Annotated in this window: 17 protein-coding genes; 1 reads left to right on the forward strand and 16 read right to left on the reverse strand. The window is 73.9% G+C overall.

All coding sequences use genetic code 11. From position 1 onward, the window contains the following. Positions 1-346 precede the first annotated feature (346 nt). Complete coding sequence (locus GA0074694_RS03985) at positions 347-2626, forward strand: AAA family ATPase (RefSeq protein ID WP_091452581.1); 2280 nt, start codon at positions 347-349, stop codon at positions 2624-2626. A gap of 12 nt (positions 2627-2638) precedes the next feature. Here GA0074694_RS03985 and GA0074694_RS03990 read toward each other — a convergent pair whose 3' ends face one another. The 16 genes from GA0074694_RS03990 to GA0074694_RS04065 form a co-directional block, all read right to left on the reverse strand. Next, a complete protein-coding gene (locus GA0074694_RS03990) occupies positions 2639-3031 on the reverse strand; it encodes a gas vesicle protein K (RefSeq protein WP_091452584.1) in 393 nt (130 codons plus the stop codon). Continuing rightward, positions 3028-3252: a gas vesicle protein gene (locus GA0074694_RS03995; protein ID WP_091452587.1), complete on the reverse strand. Its 225-nt coding sequence runs from the start codon at positions 3250-3252 to the stop codon at positions 3028-3030. Before GA0074694_RS03995 ends, GA0074694_RS03990 begins: the two co-directional genes overlap by 4 nt. A gap of 1 nt (position 3253) precedes the next feature. Next, a complete protein-coding gene (locus GA0074694_RS04000; protein ID WP_091452590.1) occupies positions 3254-4111 on the reverse strand; it encodes a GvpL/GvpF family gas vesicle protein in 858 nt (285 codons plus the stop codon). Further along, the gene (gene gvpJ / locus GA0074694_RS04005; protein WP_091452593.1) at positions 4101-4466 is read right to left on the reverse strand and encodes a gas vesicle protein GvpJ; all 366 of its coding nucleotides are present in this window, start codon (positions 4464-4466) and stop codon (positions 4101-4103) included. Before gvpJ (GA0074694_RS04005) ends, GA0074694_RS04000 begins: the two co-directional genes overlap by 11 nt. Position 4467: 1 nt before the next feature. Further along, complete coding sequence (locus tag GA0074694_RS04010) at positions 4468-4878, reverse strand: gas vesicle protein GvpO (RefSeq protein WP_091452596.1); 411 nt, start codon at positions 4876-4878, stop codon at positions 4468-4470. Further along, complete coding sequence (locus GA0074694_RS04015; RefSeq protein WP_091452599.1) at positions 4875-5135, reverse strand: gas vesicle protein GvpG; 261 nt, start codon at positions 5133-5135, stop codon at positions 4875-4877. Before GA0074694_RS04015 ends, GA0074694_RS04010 begins: the two co-directional genes overlap by 4 nt. A 3-nt stretch (positions 5136-5138) precedes the next feature. Then, a complete protein-coding gene (locus GA0074694_RS04020; RefSeq protein ID WP_091452603.1) occupies positions 5139-5894 on the reverse strand; it encodes a GvpL/GvpF family gas vesicle protein in 756 nt (251 codons plus the stop codon). Between the two features lies 1 nt (position 5895). Next, positions 5896-6288, reverse strand: a complete 393-nt coding sequence (gvpJ, locus tag GA0074694_RS34080) for a gas vesicle protein GvpJ (RefSeq protein ID WP_091452606.1) — start codon at positions 6286-6288, stop codon at positions 5896-5898. After that, a complete protein-coding gene (locus GA0074694_RS04030; RefSeq protein ID WP_091458620.1) occupies positions 6285-7487 on the reverse strand; it encodes an SRPBCC family protein in 1203 nt (400 codons plus the stop codon). The genes gvpJ (GA0074694_RS34080) and GA0074694_RS04030 overlap by 4 nt, the downstream gene beginning before the upstream one ends. Positions 7488-7489: 2 nt before the next feature. After that, a complete protein-coding gene (locus GA0074694_RS04035; RefSeq protein WP_091452611.1) occupies positions 7490-7984 on the reverse strand; it encodes a hypothetical protein in 495 nt (164 codons plus the stop codon). Positions 7985-8259: 275 nt separating this feature from the next. After that, on the reverse strand, positions 8260-8769 hold the full coding sequence (locus GA0074694_RS04040) for a GNAT family N-acetyltransferase (RefSeq protein ID WP_091452615.1): 510 nt from the start codon (positions 8767-8769) through the stop codon (positions 8260-8262). A 105-nt stretch (positions 8770-8874) separates the two neighbouring features. After that, on the reverse strand, positions 8875-9720 hold the full coding sequence (locus tag GA0074694_RS04045; protein WP_091452619.1) for a hypothetical protein: 846 nt from the start codon (positions 9718-9720) through the stop codon (positions 8875-8877). Positions 9721-9758: 38 nt separating this feature from the next. After that, positions 9759-10082 carry a hypothetical protein gene (locus tag GA0074694_RS04050; RefSeq protein ID WP_091452622.1) on the reverse strand — a complete coding sequence of 108 codons (324 nt, stop codon included), beginning with the start codon at positions 10080-10082 and terminating at the stop codon, positions 9759-9761. Between the two features lie 140 nt (positions 10083-10222). Beyond that, positions 10223-10636 carry a DUF3263 domain-containing protein gene (locus GA0074694_RS04055; RefSeq protein WP_245714711.1) on the reverse strand — a complete coding sequence of 138 codons (414 nt, stop codon included), beginning with the start codon at positions 10634-10636 and terminating at the stop codon, positions 10223-10225. Positions 10637-11060: 424 nt separating this feature from the next. Beyond that, positions 11061-12077 (reverse strand): ABC transporter permease subunit, encoded by a 1017-nt coding sequence (locus GA0074694_RS04060; RefSeq protein ID WP_091452630.1) that lies wholly within the window; start codon positions 12075-12077, stop codon positions 11061-11063. Further along, a complete protein-coding gene (locus tag GA0074694_RS04065) occupies positions 12074-13069 on the reverse strand; it encodes an ATP-binding cassette domain-containing protein (protein WP_091452634.1) in 996 nt (331 codons plus the stop codon). The genes GA0074694_RS04060 and GA0074694_RS04065 overlap by 4 nt, the downstream gene beginning before the upstream one ends. Positions 13070-13125 lie beyond the last annotated feature (56 nt).

Below are 13125 nucleotides of genomic sequence, written 5' to 3' on the forward strand. Positions count from 1 at the left end.
AACCTTCCCCCGGAATAGCGTGAGACATCACCATGCCACCACGCGTTTCTCACCAAGCGCGTCCAGGACGTCACACTCCGACCGGCCGGGGCGGATCCGGGCGGAACGGTCCGGTCGGAGGGCAGAGCGCGCCCAGCCTTCCGGGTACATTTCCGGTCCGGTGCACCGGACCGGATCGGGCGCGTGCCCGACCCCATCCGCCGCGCCTCACGGACCGGTCGCCGGATCGGTGGTCCGCACCGCCACCGACCCGGCGACCTTCCGACCCCCTCGTCCCGGCGGCAGTGCCGCGTGTCCCCCGCCTCGACCCGGGGCGACCTGGGCGGCGGCGGCTAACCTCGGGCGGGTGGCCCAACCCGAACTCACCCTGATCGCCAGCCTGCGGCCGGCAGCCCTGGACGCCCGTCGGGGCGTCGTCCGGCTGCACCCGGAGGTGCTCACCGCGCTGGCCCTGCGTCCCGGCGACCCGGTCCGGCTGACCGGGCGGCGGCAGACCGCCGGGATCGTGGCGCTGGCCGAGCCGGGTGCCGGCACCGGTCTGCTCCACGCCGACGACCTCATCCTCGGCAACCTGGGCGTCCGGGACGGCGGGCAGGTCACGCTCAGCCCGATGTCGCTCACCGCAGCCGTCCGGGTGACGTTGCGCGGCCCGGTGGAGATCGTCGCCGTCGTCTCGCCGGAGATGCTCCGGCTCGCCCTGCTGGGCAAGGTGGTCACCGCCGGGGACGACGTCTCGCTGCTGCCCCAGGACGTCAGCCCGGACGCCCCGGTCCGCCCGCTGGTCGAGGCCGCGCGTCGCAGCCTCGCCAACACCGTCGGGTACGCCTGGACCAGCGCCCTGCTCACCGTGGCCGCCGTCGAGCCGGGAGCCGGATCGCTGGTCACCACGGACACCGTCGTCGGCTGGGAACACGGTCCGGTCACCCACGGCGTCCCCGCCGCGAACGGTTCCCACCCCGGCTCCCTCGCGACGCGCGCTCCCGACTCCCGTGCGTCGGGCGGGTGGGCGGGTGTCCACCACGACGACGCGGTCGGAACCGACGGGGAGGCGGACCCGGCCCAGGCGCCGGGCGTCGACGAACTGCCCGGCCTGCGCACCCAGGCCGAGGAGCTGACCGAGCTGCTCGACCTCGGTTTCCACCACCGGGAGGTGCTCGGCCGGCTGAACACCACGGTGTCGCTCGGCGTGCTGCTCAGCGGGCCGGCCGGATCGGGGAAGTCGGCGCTGGTCCGGGCGGTCGCCGCCGCCGTGCGGGCCCGGCTCCACCCGGTCTGGGCACCGGAGCTGGCAGCGCTGACCAACCAGGCCGCCGCCGAACGACTGCGCGCCGCGGCCGCCGCCGCCGGCGCCGACGGGCCGGCGGTGCTCCTGGTCACCGACGTGGACGCACTCGCCCCGGCGGACCAGCCCGGACCGCTGGCCACCGTCTTCCGGCAGGTGGTCGCGGAGACCGTACGGGCCGGGGCGGCGGTGGTCTGCACGACCAGCCGTCCGGAGGCGGTCGACCCGGCACTGCGCTCCCCCGACCTGCTCTCCCTGCCGATCACCGTGCCGCTGCCCGACGCGGCGCTGCGCCGGGAGCAGCTGGCCGCGCTGACCCGGCGGATGCCACTCGCCGGGGACGTACGGCTGGACGAGGTCGCCGGTCGTACGCCGGGTTTCGTCGCCGCCGACCTGGCCGGGCTGGTCCGGGAGGCGGGGGTACGGGCGGCGCTGCGGCAGAAGTCGACGGAGACGCCGACCGTGGCGATGGCCGACTTCACCGCCGCCCTGGAGGTGGTCCGCCCGACCTCGATGGCCTCCGCGACGCTGGAACTGGCCACTGTCACCCTGGAGGACGTCGGCGACCTGGTCGAGGTGAAGGAGACGCTGACCGAGTCGGTGCTCTGGCCGCTGACCTACCCGGACACCTTCGCCCGGCTCGGCGTGCGGCCACCGCGCGGGGTGCTGCTCTACGGCCCGCCGGGCTGCGGCAAGACGTACCTGGTCACCGCGCTGGCCGGCTCGGGCCGGGCGAACGTGCTCTCGGTCAAGGGCGCGGAGCTGCTCTCCAAGTGGGTCGGCGAGAGCGAACGCGCCGTCCGGGAGCTGTTCCGCCGGGCCCGCGAGGCCGCTCCCACGCTGATCTTCCTGGACGAGGTGGACGCGCTCGCGCCGGTACGCGGCCAGGCCACCGACGGGGGCACCACCGACCGGGTGGTCGCCGCGCTGCTGACCGAACTGGACGGGGTGGAGACGCTGCGCAACGTGGTCGTGGTGGGCGCGACGAACCGCCCGGACCTGATCGACCCGGCCCTGCTGCGGCCCGGACGGCTGGAGCGGCTGGTCTACGTCCCGCCGCCGGACGCCGACGCGCGGGTGGAGATCCTGCGGGCCACCGCCCGCAACGTGCCGCTGGCCGACGACGTGGACCTCGCCGGGCTGGCCGGGTCGCTGGACGGCTTCTCGGCGGCGGACTGCGCCGCGCTCGTCCGAGAGGCGGCGCTCGCCGCGATGCGGGAGTCGCTGACCGCCTCCACGGTCACCGCCGCGCACGTCGAGCAGGCCCGGACCCGGGTGCGGCCCTCCCTGGACCCGGCACAGGTCGCCTGGCTCGCCGCGTACGCCGCCGAACGCCAGAGCTGATCGACGGTCGGGTCAGTGGGGCGGGTTGTCGGTGGGCAGCAGCGGGCCGAGCGGACCGAGGTCCAGGTTCAGGTCCTCGGGAGCCAGGCCGAAGTGCTCACGCAGCCCGCCCATCTGCTCCTCCAGCGCCATCAGGGTCACCCCGATCCGCTCGATCTGCTCGTCGGTCAGGTCACCCAGTTCGACCCGGCGCAACGCCTGCCGTTCCATCAGCTGGCGCAGCAGCTCGACCACGGTCAGCACCAGGCTGGCGAGGCCCTTCTCCACCGAGTCCCGGTCCACCGCGAGCCGCCGGTCCAGGGGCGTCACCCGGGGCGGCTGCCACGGCGATCCACCGAGGGCGGCAGCCAGCGCGGCGGCCTCGTCGCGGGCGTCCGGTCCGGCGGCCTCGTCCCGGGAGGTCATCCGGCACCGCCGGGTGGTTCCGGCGCGGTGAGCGCGCCCACCGAGGAGATCAGCGCACGCAGCGAGACGTACACCAGGTCGACGTCGGCGATGGAGATGGTGATGTCGCCGCTGACCACCACCCCGGTCGCCAGGACCCGGTCGAGCAGGTCCACCAGGGCGACCGGACGGTAGGCCAGCGGGTCGTCGGCGCTGCTCGGCACGAGCGGGGTGATGCCCATGTCAGCTCCCGGGCTGCCCGACGATGAAGGAGTACGGCGGCCAGGGGCCGGTCAGCTCCAGCCGAAGCGCCGGGTAGCGTGCGGCGAGCGCCGCGACGGCCGCACGGAACCCGGCGAGCCCCTCGACCGGCACCAGGTACGCGCCGTTGAGCACCATCGGGTGCGACGCACCGGAGAGCCGCCGGTCCTGCGGCGTGTGCCGGCAGGACTCGGTCGCCTGGCCGGCCAGTTCCGCGTGCACCGCCGCCGCGCTGCGCGCCGCGACCTGCTGACCGTCCTCCCGGGCCTGCAACTGGGCCCGACGCCGTCGCAGGTAGGCCGCTCCCGCCCCGGTCTCGCGGGCCACCGGTGCATCCGCACCGCCGACGGTTGTCCCCGGTCCGGCCGGACCGGTTTCACCGGGGGCCGGGCCGGTTTCACCGGGGGCCGGGCCACCGGGCAGCAGGTATCCCTTGACGCCCCACTCCTGGTGGCCGGCGAGCCGGGCCAGGGTGGCGCTCAGGTCGGCCCCACGGTCGCGCAGCAGCGCCGCCAGTCGGCGTTCGTCGGTGTGCACGGTGGCCAGCCGGGCGGGCACCACCGGACCGGTACGGGCCAGTGCGTCGACCACCCGGTGGTGTGCGCGGGCGGTGCGCTCCAGCCACCCCAGGTCCTCCAGGTTGCGGCGCAGCGGCTGCTCACCGTACTCGTCGAGCGGGACGGCGCTGAACACGGCGGCCAGGCCGGCCCCGCAAACCGTTCGGACCGGCCTGTCGGCCAGACCGGCCACCGGGGCCAGCGCCCCGGCGACGGACGCCGGGACGATGCCGTGCAGCCAGGTGCCGGCGGGTGCCGTCGTGACGACCGGGTCAGGCCCCATCCCGGTCCTCCAGACGGTCGCTGCGCGCGGCGATCCGCGCCCGCCGCCCGGCCTCGACCTCCTCCGGGTCACGCGGTCCCGGCTCGATCGGCGGACGGGCCCGGGAGCTGAGCCACGGATCGTGCTCCCACCAGTCGATGCCGATCTGCCGGGCGGTGTCGACCGAGGCGATCACCAGCCGCAGCTTCAACGTCAGCAGCTCGATGTCGAGCAGGCTGACCCGGATGTCACCGGCGATGACGATGCCCCGGTCGAGCACCCGTTCGAGGATGTCGCCGAGGTTCGCCGGTTCGTGTCCGGCCGGCAGCACCTGCCCCGAGTTCTGCACCACCGAGGGAACCTGTCCCATGGTCATCTCAGCCCACCTCGCCCTTGCCCCGCTGGTAGCGGCGGACCCGCCGGAAGGAGAGCACCTCACCGTCGGCGTCCAGGTCGACCTCGTAGAGGCCGAGCAGGTCGGTCGACGCCGGGATGCGGTGGTCCTCCACCAGTTCCACCCCGATCCGCCAGCCGTCCTGGGTGGGCTGCACCGAGGTCACCCCGGACGGGTCCCGGCCGGTGAGCTGGCTGGCCTGCCGCAGTCCCTCCCGGGCCGCCTCACCGGCGGGGATGGGCTCGACCTCCTCCTCGTACGACTCGTCCTCGTCGTCGTACCGGTCGTCGTCCTCCGGGTACCGGTCGTCGTCCTCCGCGTACCGGTCGTCGGTCGACTCGCGCCGACCCGGGCTCCCGCGCCGGGGCTCCGGTCCGCTCCGGTTCGTCCTCACCCTCGCTCACCTCCCTCGCGCCGGCCGGGACGGGTTCCGCCGACGAGCCGGTCCAGGACCTGCTGCTGCGCCCGGTTCCGCTGCTCGGTGGTCAGCTCGCCGGCCGCCGCGGCCGCGTCGATCTCCTCCAGCTCACGGCGGACGTGGACCGGGTCGTGCTGGCGGGCCTCCGCCTCCCGGGCCAACACCTTCACCACCGCGGTCAGCCCGCGCACCGGCGCGTACGGAAGGGTCAGCAGCGCCCACAGGATGTCCACCGCTCACCCTGCCAGGTGGTGCGCGTCGACGAAGTCGTACGGGGCGAGCGGGCCGAGCAGGCGCATCCGCACCAGCTCCCGCCGCTGGCCGGCGAAGTCCTCCGCCGCCGCCACGAACTCGTCCACCCGCTCGCTGTCGACCAGGAACGCCACGTGCAGGGCGTCCAGTTCGTGCCCGGGTGGGCGGACCGTGCTGGTCACGGTCACCGGGCCGAGCACGTCGACCAGTTCCCGGGTCTCCGCCTCACGGCGCAGTTCCACCGCCTGACTGATGATCTCGCCCAGCCGCATGCGCTGTTCCCGGCTGACCGCCTCGGGCTGCCCGCGCACCTGCTCGGCGAGCTGCGCCGCGGCCGGGTTCCCGGCGAGCACCGCCTTGATCAGCTCCGCCTCCTGGAACCGCCCCCGCACGGTGTACTGGGTCCGTCCCTCGAACTCCTCCAGGGCGGTCCGGAAGCGGTCCCGGTGGGCGTCCAGCAGGTCGTGCACCGCGTCCGGCCCGGTGACCACCGTGCCGAACCGCACCGGTACGACCGGGGCCACCGCCGCCGTGGCGTCGAGCAGTTCCTGGTACACGGTCAGGTCCACGGGTCGACCCAGCGGCTGCTCCAGGTCCACCTCGCTGACCAGGGCGGCCAGCTCACCGTGGACCACGGCGGTCACCTCGCCCGGCGGATCGCCCACCCCGACGGCGTCCTCGGTCGGCTCCACGTCGGCGGGGACGATGCCGTACACGAACGTCCCTCTCTGCCCGGCCATCTCAGCGTTCCTCTTTCCGGCGGGCGGGCCGGTCGCGTTTCCCGGCCGTGCCGCCCAACTCCCGGGCGGTGCCGCCCAACTCCCGGGCGGTACCGCCGAGCCCGGAGGTGATGCCCTGGGCGGCGTCGGTGACGTCCTCCACCACCCCGCCCAGGCCCGGCCCCTTGCTCGACGTGATGTCCAGCCGGTCGACCGCCTCGGCGAAGCGCAGGTACGTCTCCACGCTCGCCACCACCACCCGAGCGTTGATCTCCAGCAGGGGAATGCCGATCACCCCCACGACGACCTGGGCGTCGATCACCACGCCCTTGTCGAGAACGGTCTCGACGACGTCCGCCAGGCTCGACGTGGTGCCCCGGTCCAAGACGCCGTTCCCGCCCGGTGCGGCGCTCACTCGTCGCGCTCCTCACGTCGACGCCGGACCACCGGTCGGCGGGGCCCGTCCGAGGGACGCCGGACAGCCGGACGAGGACGAGACTCCTCGCGGGGCTGGGGACGACCCGCCCGCTCCGGACGTCGACGGCGGGCTTCTTCCTCCTCCTCGGGTTCCTCCTCCGGCTCCTCGTCGTACTCGTCGTACTCGTCCTCGTACTCCTCCTCGGCGGGACGGCGACGCGGGGCCGGGCGGCGGCGGGCCCGCTCGGCGGGCCGGCCGCGTCCGGGCCGTTCCCGCTCGGCCTCCTCCGGCTCCTCGCCCTCCTCCGGCTCCTCGCCCTCCTCGGGCTCCTTCGATTCCGCCTCGGCGCGTTCCCGCTCCTCCCGCAGCGCGGTCTCGTGGTCCTTGACCACCCGGGAGTCGCGGATCTCGCCACGCCAGCCCTCGACCTCGTCCGGCTCCAGCACGGCCTGGGTCATCACGTGCCGGACGAAGTGCTTGAGTTCGAGGCGAACCCGTCGGCCCTGGGCGCGCCAGAGGTTGCCGGTGTGCTCGAAGAGGCCCTGCGGGTGGTACTCCAGCACGACCAGGATCCGGGTGAGGTCCGGTGCCACCGCGTGGAAGCTGACCGTCCCGTCGACCGCCCCCTTCTCCCCCTTGGAACGCCAGTGGATGTGCCGGTCCGGCACCTGCTGGACGATGGTCGACTCCCAGGTCCGGTGCGACCAGAAGACCTGCGCCTTCCAGGTCAGCTTCTCGTCGGACTCCTGGTCGACGTTCTCGACCTTCTTCATGAAGCTCGGGAAGTCGGCGAACTGCGTCCACTGGTTGTAGGCGACCCGCACGGGGACACCCACCTCGATCGTCTCGACGATGTTGGTGACCTTGAGCTTCTTCCCGCCCCGGTTCTTCCCGCCCCGGGCACCGACCGCCGCCATCAACTTCTCCTTACCGCCGGCCAGACCGGCGCTGACCATCGCCCGTACCGGTGACTTGCCCTCGGCGAGCGCCCGCGTGCCCGTCGCCGCCGCGACCAGGCCCGGCCCGCCGCCCTGTCTCGCGTACTCACTGAGCCGGCCGGTCGCGCCGGTGACCCGCTCGGTCACCGCGGAGACGGCCCGCTCGCCGATCGCAGCGGCCAGGTCCCGGACGTCGCGGAGCAACTGGTCGCGCAGCTTGCCGCGCAGGTCCAGGCCCGGGTTCGCGGGTGCCGACATGGTCACCACCCCCGCTGCCCGGCGGCGTTCCCGCTCGGGCCGTCGTCGTCATCGGACCCCCGGCCACCGTTCCCACCGGCCCGTGCACCCTCGGACGCGGCGTCCCGCCGCCCGGCACCGTCGCCGGAGTCGCGCTCCCCACCGCCGTCACCACCGGCTCCGCCACTGCCGCCCTCACCGCCGTCGCCGCCGGTCTTCCGGCGCAACGCCTCGGCCCGATCCCGGAGCTTGCCGCTCACCGCGTCGATCCCGCTGCCGACGGCAGCGGTCGCCGCCGCGCGGCCGGCGCCCACCAGTGGTCCGCCGAGGCGGCCCAGGTTGTGCAGGTGCGGCGCCCCCTTCGCCACCTCACCGAGCTTGCGCAGTCCGGCCGGGTCCCGACTCATCCGTCCGGCCGCCACGGCGGCGGCCAGGGTCAGGGCGGTACGCAGCCGGCGACGCCGGCCGAGGACGTAGCCGAGACCGACGGCGAGCCCGATTCGTGTCCCGCTCTTCATGGTCCACTCCTTACCTCCCCGGTGCGGCGTAATAGCCCGATACGCGAGGTCGTGACAATTCCGGGGGCCTGAAAACGACAAGGGCGCTTATTCGGGCAGTCCTGTTTCAACCGACTGGGTCGGCAATACCCGGGCCCCTGCCGGCAAAACCTCGGAACGCCATAGCCGGAGCATCCCGAAAGGGACGATCAGCCCCCGAACGGCCAGGTCGAAGCGGACAGACGGGTATCCGGAAACGAATACCCCATAGCGTCGAAAAAGGCGAAGGAAATGAGTTACGGCACCGGCGGGGCGGAATCCAGACAGATTTCCGCGTGTACGTTCCGCCCGTCCTCGCGTAGCTTCGCGCCGCACCGGGTGAGCACACCGAGCGCCCCGGTGTTGTCGACGGTCGTCTCGGCCACCACGGTACGCATGCCGTGCGCGGCGGCGACGTTGAGCAGTTCCCGCAGGGCCGCCGCGCCGATTCCCTGGCCCCGGGCCGAGAGCCCCAGCCACATGCCGGTCTCCACGGTGCCGGGCTCCGTCCGGCGGGCCATCCGGATCATGCCGACGACCTCACCACCGAGCAGGATCGCGAACATGACCGTGCCGGTGGGACCGTCGAAGCCGCCGAAGTGCGCACGGTGGAACTCGCGGAACGCCTCCCGACGGGCCGCCGACCAACCGGCCGGTGCCTCCACCGGCGGCATCACGTCACTCGGCTCCGCCTCGGCGGCGGCCACCGAGAGCAGCGGCTCCAGGTTCCGCTCGTCCACCGGCTCCAGCCGGACCCCACCTGCCACGTGCCGCAGTCTGCCGGCCCCACCCGACCGGCGTCCACCCTTCCGCCGCGCACCACCGGTCCGGCGGGCCGGTACCGGCCGGTCGGCCGGGGTGAGTGTTCCTGGTCACGCTCCGGCGTCGGCCGGTCCCGAGAACTCGCACAGGACGACCGACGCGTCGTCGGCACGTTTGGTCCGCCGCAGCCGGTCCGGCTGTTCCCGCTCGGCGGTCCGGACCCGTTCGATCAGCGCGCCCGGCCCCTCGGTGGTGACCACATCCAGCAGACCGTCCCAGCCGAACAGGCCGAACTGCTCGACCGCGCAGGAGGCACCGTCGCTGAGCAGCACCGCCCGGCGCAACGCGTCCGGCCCGCGCAGCGGCACCGACCCGGTCACCGCGTGGTACGCCGCATCCGGGTCGCTGGCCGCCACCCAGTAGCCGTGCGTACGGTTCATCCGTTCCCGCTGCACGGCGACCGCCCGGCGGAACCGGGTGGCCGGGTCGTCGGCGCCGGCCGGCACGGTGTGCGCCACCGCGCGCAGCTCGACCAGGGCGGCAGCCAGCCGGTCGTCGGAGACCACCGCCACCCGGCCGGTGTCCAGCACCAGGGGACTGTCGCAGAGCACCAGGTAGTCGGCCCGGTCCCCACCGTCGCGGAGCAGGCAGACGGTCGCCGACGGCGTACCGGGGTGGTCCAGGTCGCAGACGCCGCCGTGGTCGGCCCGGACCGCCAGGATCGCCGCCGCGAGGTTGCTCATCAGGGTGGCGGCCGGGCGCGTCGCCTCGGCGAACCCGATCCGGGCGGCGAGATGTCGGACGTACCAGGCCGGACCGTGGACACAGCCGGTGTCGAAGCCGTCGGGCACGGTCGCGCCGTCGAGCACCCCGACCAGGGGCCCGAAGCGGAGGACCAGGTCCTCGTTCTCCAGCCGGCCGGGCGAGGCCGTGGAGGCGGATCTGACCTGCATCATCGGTCTTGCTCCCCCCGTCGGTGGCCGGGCATGGTCCGTCACGGCGGCATGCCGCCGGGAACGTCGGTTCGCCGTGGACGCGCCGCCGGGGAGTACCGGGGCCGCCCGCTGTAGGGCTCCTCGGCGGTGTACGGCGCGTCGACCGCCGCCCCCTCCGGGAACGGCACGGGTTCCGTCATCGGGGACGGCCCCCGCGTCGGCCCGGTCCGGGCCGGTCGCGCCACGGTCGGCGGCGCTACGGTCGGTGCGCCCGCGCCCCGGTGCGCCACGCGGGACCGGGCCAGCCAGCCCGCCAGTGCCCCGGCCAGCACGGCGGCGGTCAGCACCAGCGCCGGACGGTGGGCGTACCAGCCTGCCGCCATGCCCGCTTCCCCCTCCTCGCCCCCGGTTCGCGCTCGAGCCGGACCAGGACCCGCCTACCCGTCCCGCCCGCCGACATGCCCCGGATCAGGCCGGCACCCGGCGGTCACGTTCCGCCGGCCGTACGCGGACCACCAGCCGGTCAGCGACGGCGGTTCCGGGCCCGGGACGAGCGCAGCCGGCGGAGCCGGCCCACCAGCAACGGCTCGGCGGCGAGGGCGGCCGGATTGTCCAGCAGCGCGTTGAGGAGCTGGTAGTACCGGGTGGCGGAGAGACCGAAGGTGTCCCGGATGGCCTGTTCCTTGGCTCCGGCGTGCCGCCACCAGTGCCGTTCGAAGGCGAGTATCCCCCGCTCGCGCTCGGTCAGCCCGTCCGCGGCACCGGCGTCCCCGGGCGTCGCCCCCGGGTCAGCGGCAGCCCCGCCACCGGACTTCCGGGGCGGCGCATCCGGGTCAGCCGCGTTCCGGGACGGCGCGTCCGGGCCAACGGCGTTCCGGGACGGCGCGTCCGGGCCAGCCGCGTTCCGGGGCGACGGGACGGCGTCCGTGTCGGGGATCGTGGTCCGCGCTGCGGCGGCCTCCGCGTCGGCCGGAGCGGGCCGTGCCGCCGGTGTCCCGGGCGTGCGGTCCGAGGCAGGCGCGTTGGACTCCACCTCCGGAGCGGACCGGGGCGGGGGCACGCCACGCGAGGACGGCGACGACGCTGGTTCCGCGCGGTCGGCACGGCCGGGGAACGCGTCGGCGGACGGCTGCATGGCGCTCCTCGGGCAGACGGCCGGCCGGGCGACGCCAACCGGGAACCCCAGGGTAACCAGGCCCGGCCAGCCTCGCATCGCACGTCCGGTGCGTCCGACCGCCCCAGGTGCCGGCAGGGGCCCCCTCCTCATCAATAATGATGAACAGGGGGCCCCTGCAGACAACGAAGGACGGCGGCAGGCAACGAAGGACGGCGGCCGGTACGAAAGGCGGCGGCCGGCGGTGTCAGGCGATGTCGCGGCGGCGCATCGCCCAGAGGGCCGCGCCGAGGGCGAGCACCAGTCCGGTGACGAGCAGCACCGACGAGTGCTGCCAGGTGATGGTCAGGATGTCGGGCTTGCAGTCGCCGGACGTCGAGAAGTTACAGGCGTCGTAGTTCTCCAACGTGACCTCCTTCCCCATCCAGGCCAGGCCGTAGGTGGGGATCAGCCATGCCTCGGGGAACTTCACGTCGGCCAGGGCCAGCACCACGCCGAGACCGAACTGCCCGACGACGCCCACCGCGAGCACGCCGCCCAGGGCGAAGGCGGTGTGCCGCCCCAGCGAGGCCAGCGCGAACCCGATCACGGCCGCGACCACCACCAACGCGAACGCGCGCAGGCCGGTGAGGGCGAAGGACTGCCAGACGCCCGAGGTCATCTTCTCCGTGGTGCCGCGGAAGCTGCCGATCGCCCAGAACGCCGCCGTCCAGGCGAGCAGACCGAGCACGGTCACCGTAGCCACGCCGGTGAGCAGGGCGGCCAGTTTGGTCAGCAGGACGGTGAGCCGTTTCGGCCGCCAGAGCAGCAGGTTCATCATTCCGCCGGTGCTCCACTCGGCCCCGACGAAGGAGGCGCCGACCACGAAGGTGATCAACCCCAGGATGGCCGCGTACGTGACCAGGGTGGCCCCGAAGCTGTTCCGGAAGTCGAAGGTCGACGGCAGGAACCACCGCGCCTCGAACGCTTCGCGCGGCGGCGGGGTGATGACCGAACAGTCGTCGGGGAAACGGCCCTCGCTCTGTTCCCCGGTCGCCTTCGCCCGCTCGCACGCGTTGCGTTCCCGCTCCGCGTGCCGGATCTGCTCCTCGTACTGCGTCTGGGCCTCGCGCTCGGCGGCGGCACGCTGCTCCGGGCCGATCTGCTCGTTGGTGACGAACGTGCCGACCGCCACGGCGACGAGCACCAGGAGGCCGATCAGGGCCATGTACCGGGTGAAGCGGCGCTTGCCGAGACGACGCAGCTCGGTGACGTACAGGCTCATGCGCTCCGTCCTCCCTGGGTGCTGCCGCCGACCTTGCGGGACTGGTCGACCTGGCGGTGCTGGCCGGGAACCGGCGCGGTGGCCGTCAGTTCCAGGAAGACGCTCTCCAGGTCGGCGGTGACCGGGGCGAGTTCACTGACGTAGAGGCCGTTCTCGGCGAGCAGCCGGGTGACCGTCGCCGGCTTGTCGACGCCGGCCAGCATCAGGTGGTCGTCGTAGCCGGTGACCTGCACGTTGGCCCGGCGCAGCGTCTCGGCGGCGAGCGGCAGGTCGGTGACCGCGTCGAGCCGGACCCGCACCGCGCCACCGGAGTAGCGGGCGAGCACGTCGTCGACCGGCCCGAAGGCGACCCGACGGCCCAGCGAGATGATGGTGACCGAGTCGCAGATGAGCTGGATCTCGCCCAGGATGTGACTGGAGAGCACCACGGTCATCCCGGAGGCGGCCAGGTCCCGCATGAGGGTGCGCATCTCCCGGATGCCACCCGGGTCGAGGCCGTTGGCCGGCTCGTCGAGGATCAGCAGCTTGGGGTTCTTGAGCAGCGCCGAGGCGACCGCGAGGCGCTGCTTCATGCCCAGCGAGTACGTCTTGACCCGTTCCCCGGCGCGGTCGCGGAGCCCGACCAGTTCCAGCACCTCGTCGACCCGGTGGCGCGGGACGTCCCCGGCCCCGGCGAGCAGCGAGAGGGTGTCCCGCGCGGAGAAGTGCGGGAAGAACTGTGGACTTTCCACGATCGCACCGACCTGACCGGCCACCTCGGGCAGCGCGGCCGGGACCTCGCGACCCAGCAGCGCCATCCGGCCGGCGTTCGGCCGGATCAGGCCGAGCAGGGTACGGAGGGTGGTGGTCTTGCCCGATCCGTTCGGGCCGAGGAAGCCGTGTACCTGCCCGGCGTCGACCCGCATGTCGAAGCCGTCCAGCGCGTGCCGCTCGCCGCGCCTCCGACTCTTGTACGTCTTGCGTAGACCTTCTATCTCCAGCACGGCGGGCACGTTGACCTCCCCCGCTCGGGTTTATGACGGGAGCGACAATACTGTGTTATCCGCAA

This window comes from Micromonospora inyonensis, from assembly GCF_900091415.1.
In the GTDB taxonomy this organism is placed as follows: Bacteria; Actinomycetota; Actinomycetes; order Mycobacteriales; family Micromonosporaceae; genus Micromonospora; species Micromonospora inyonensis.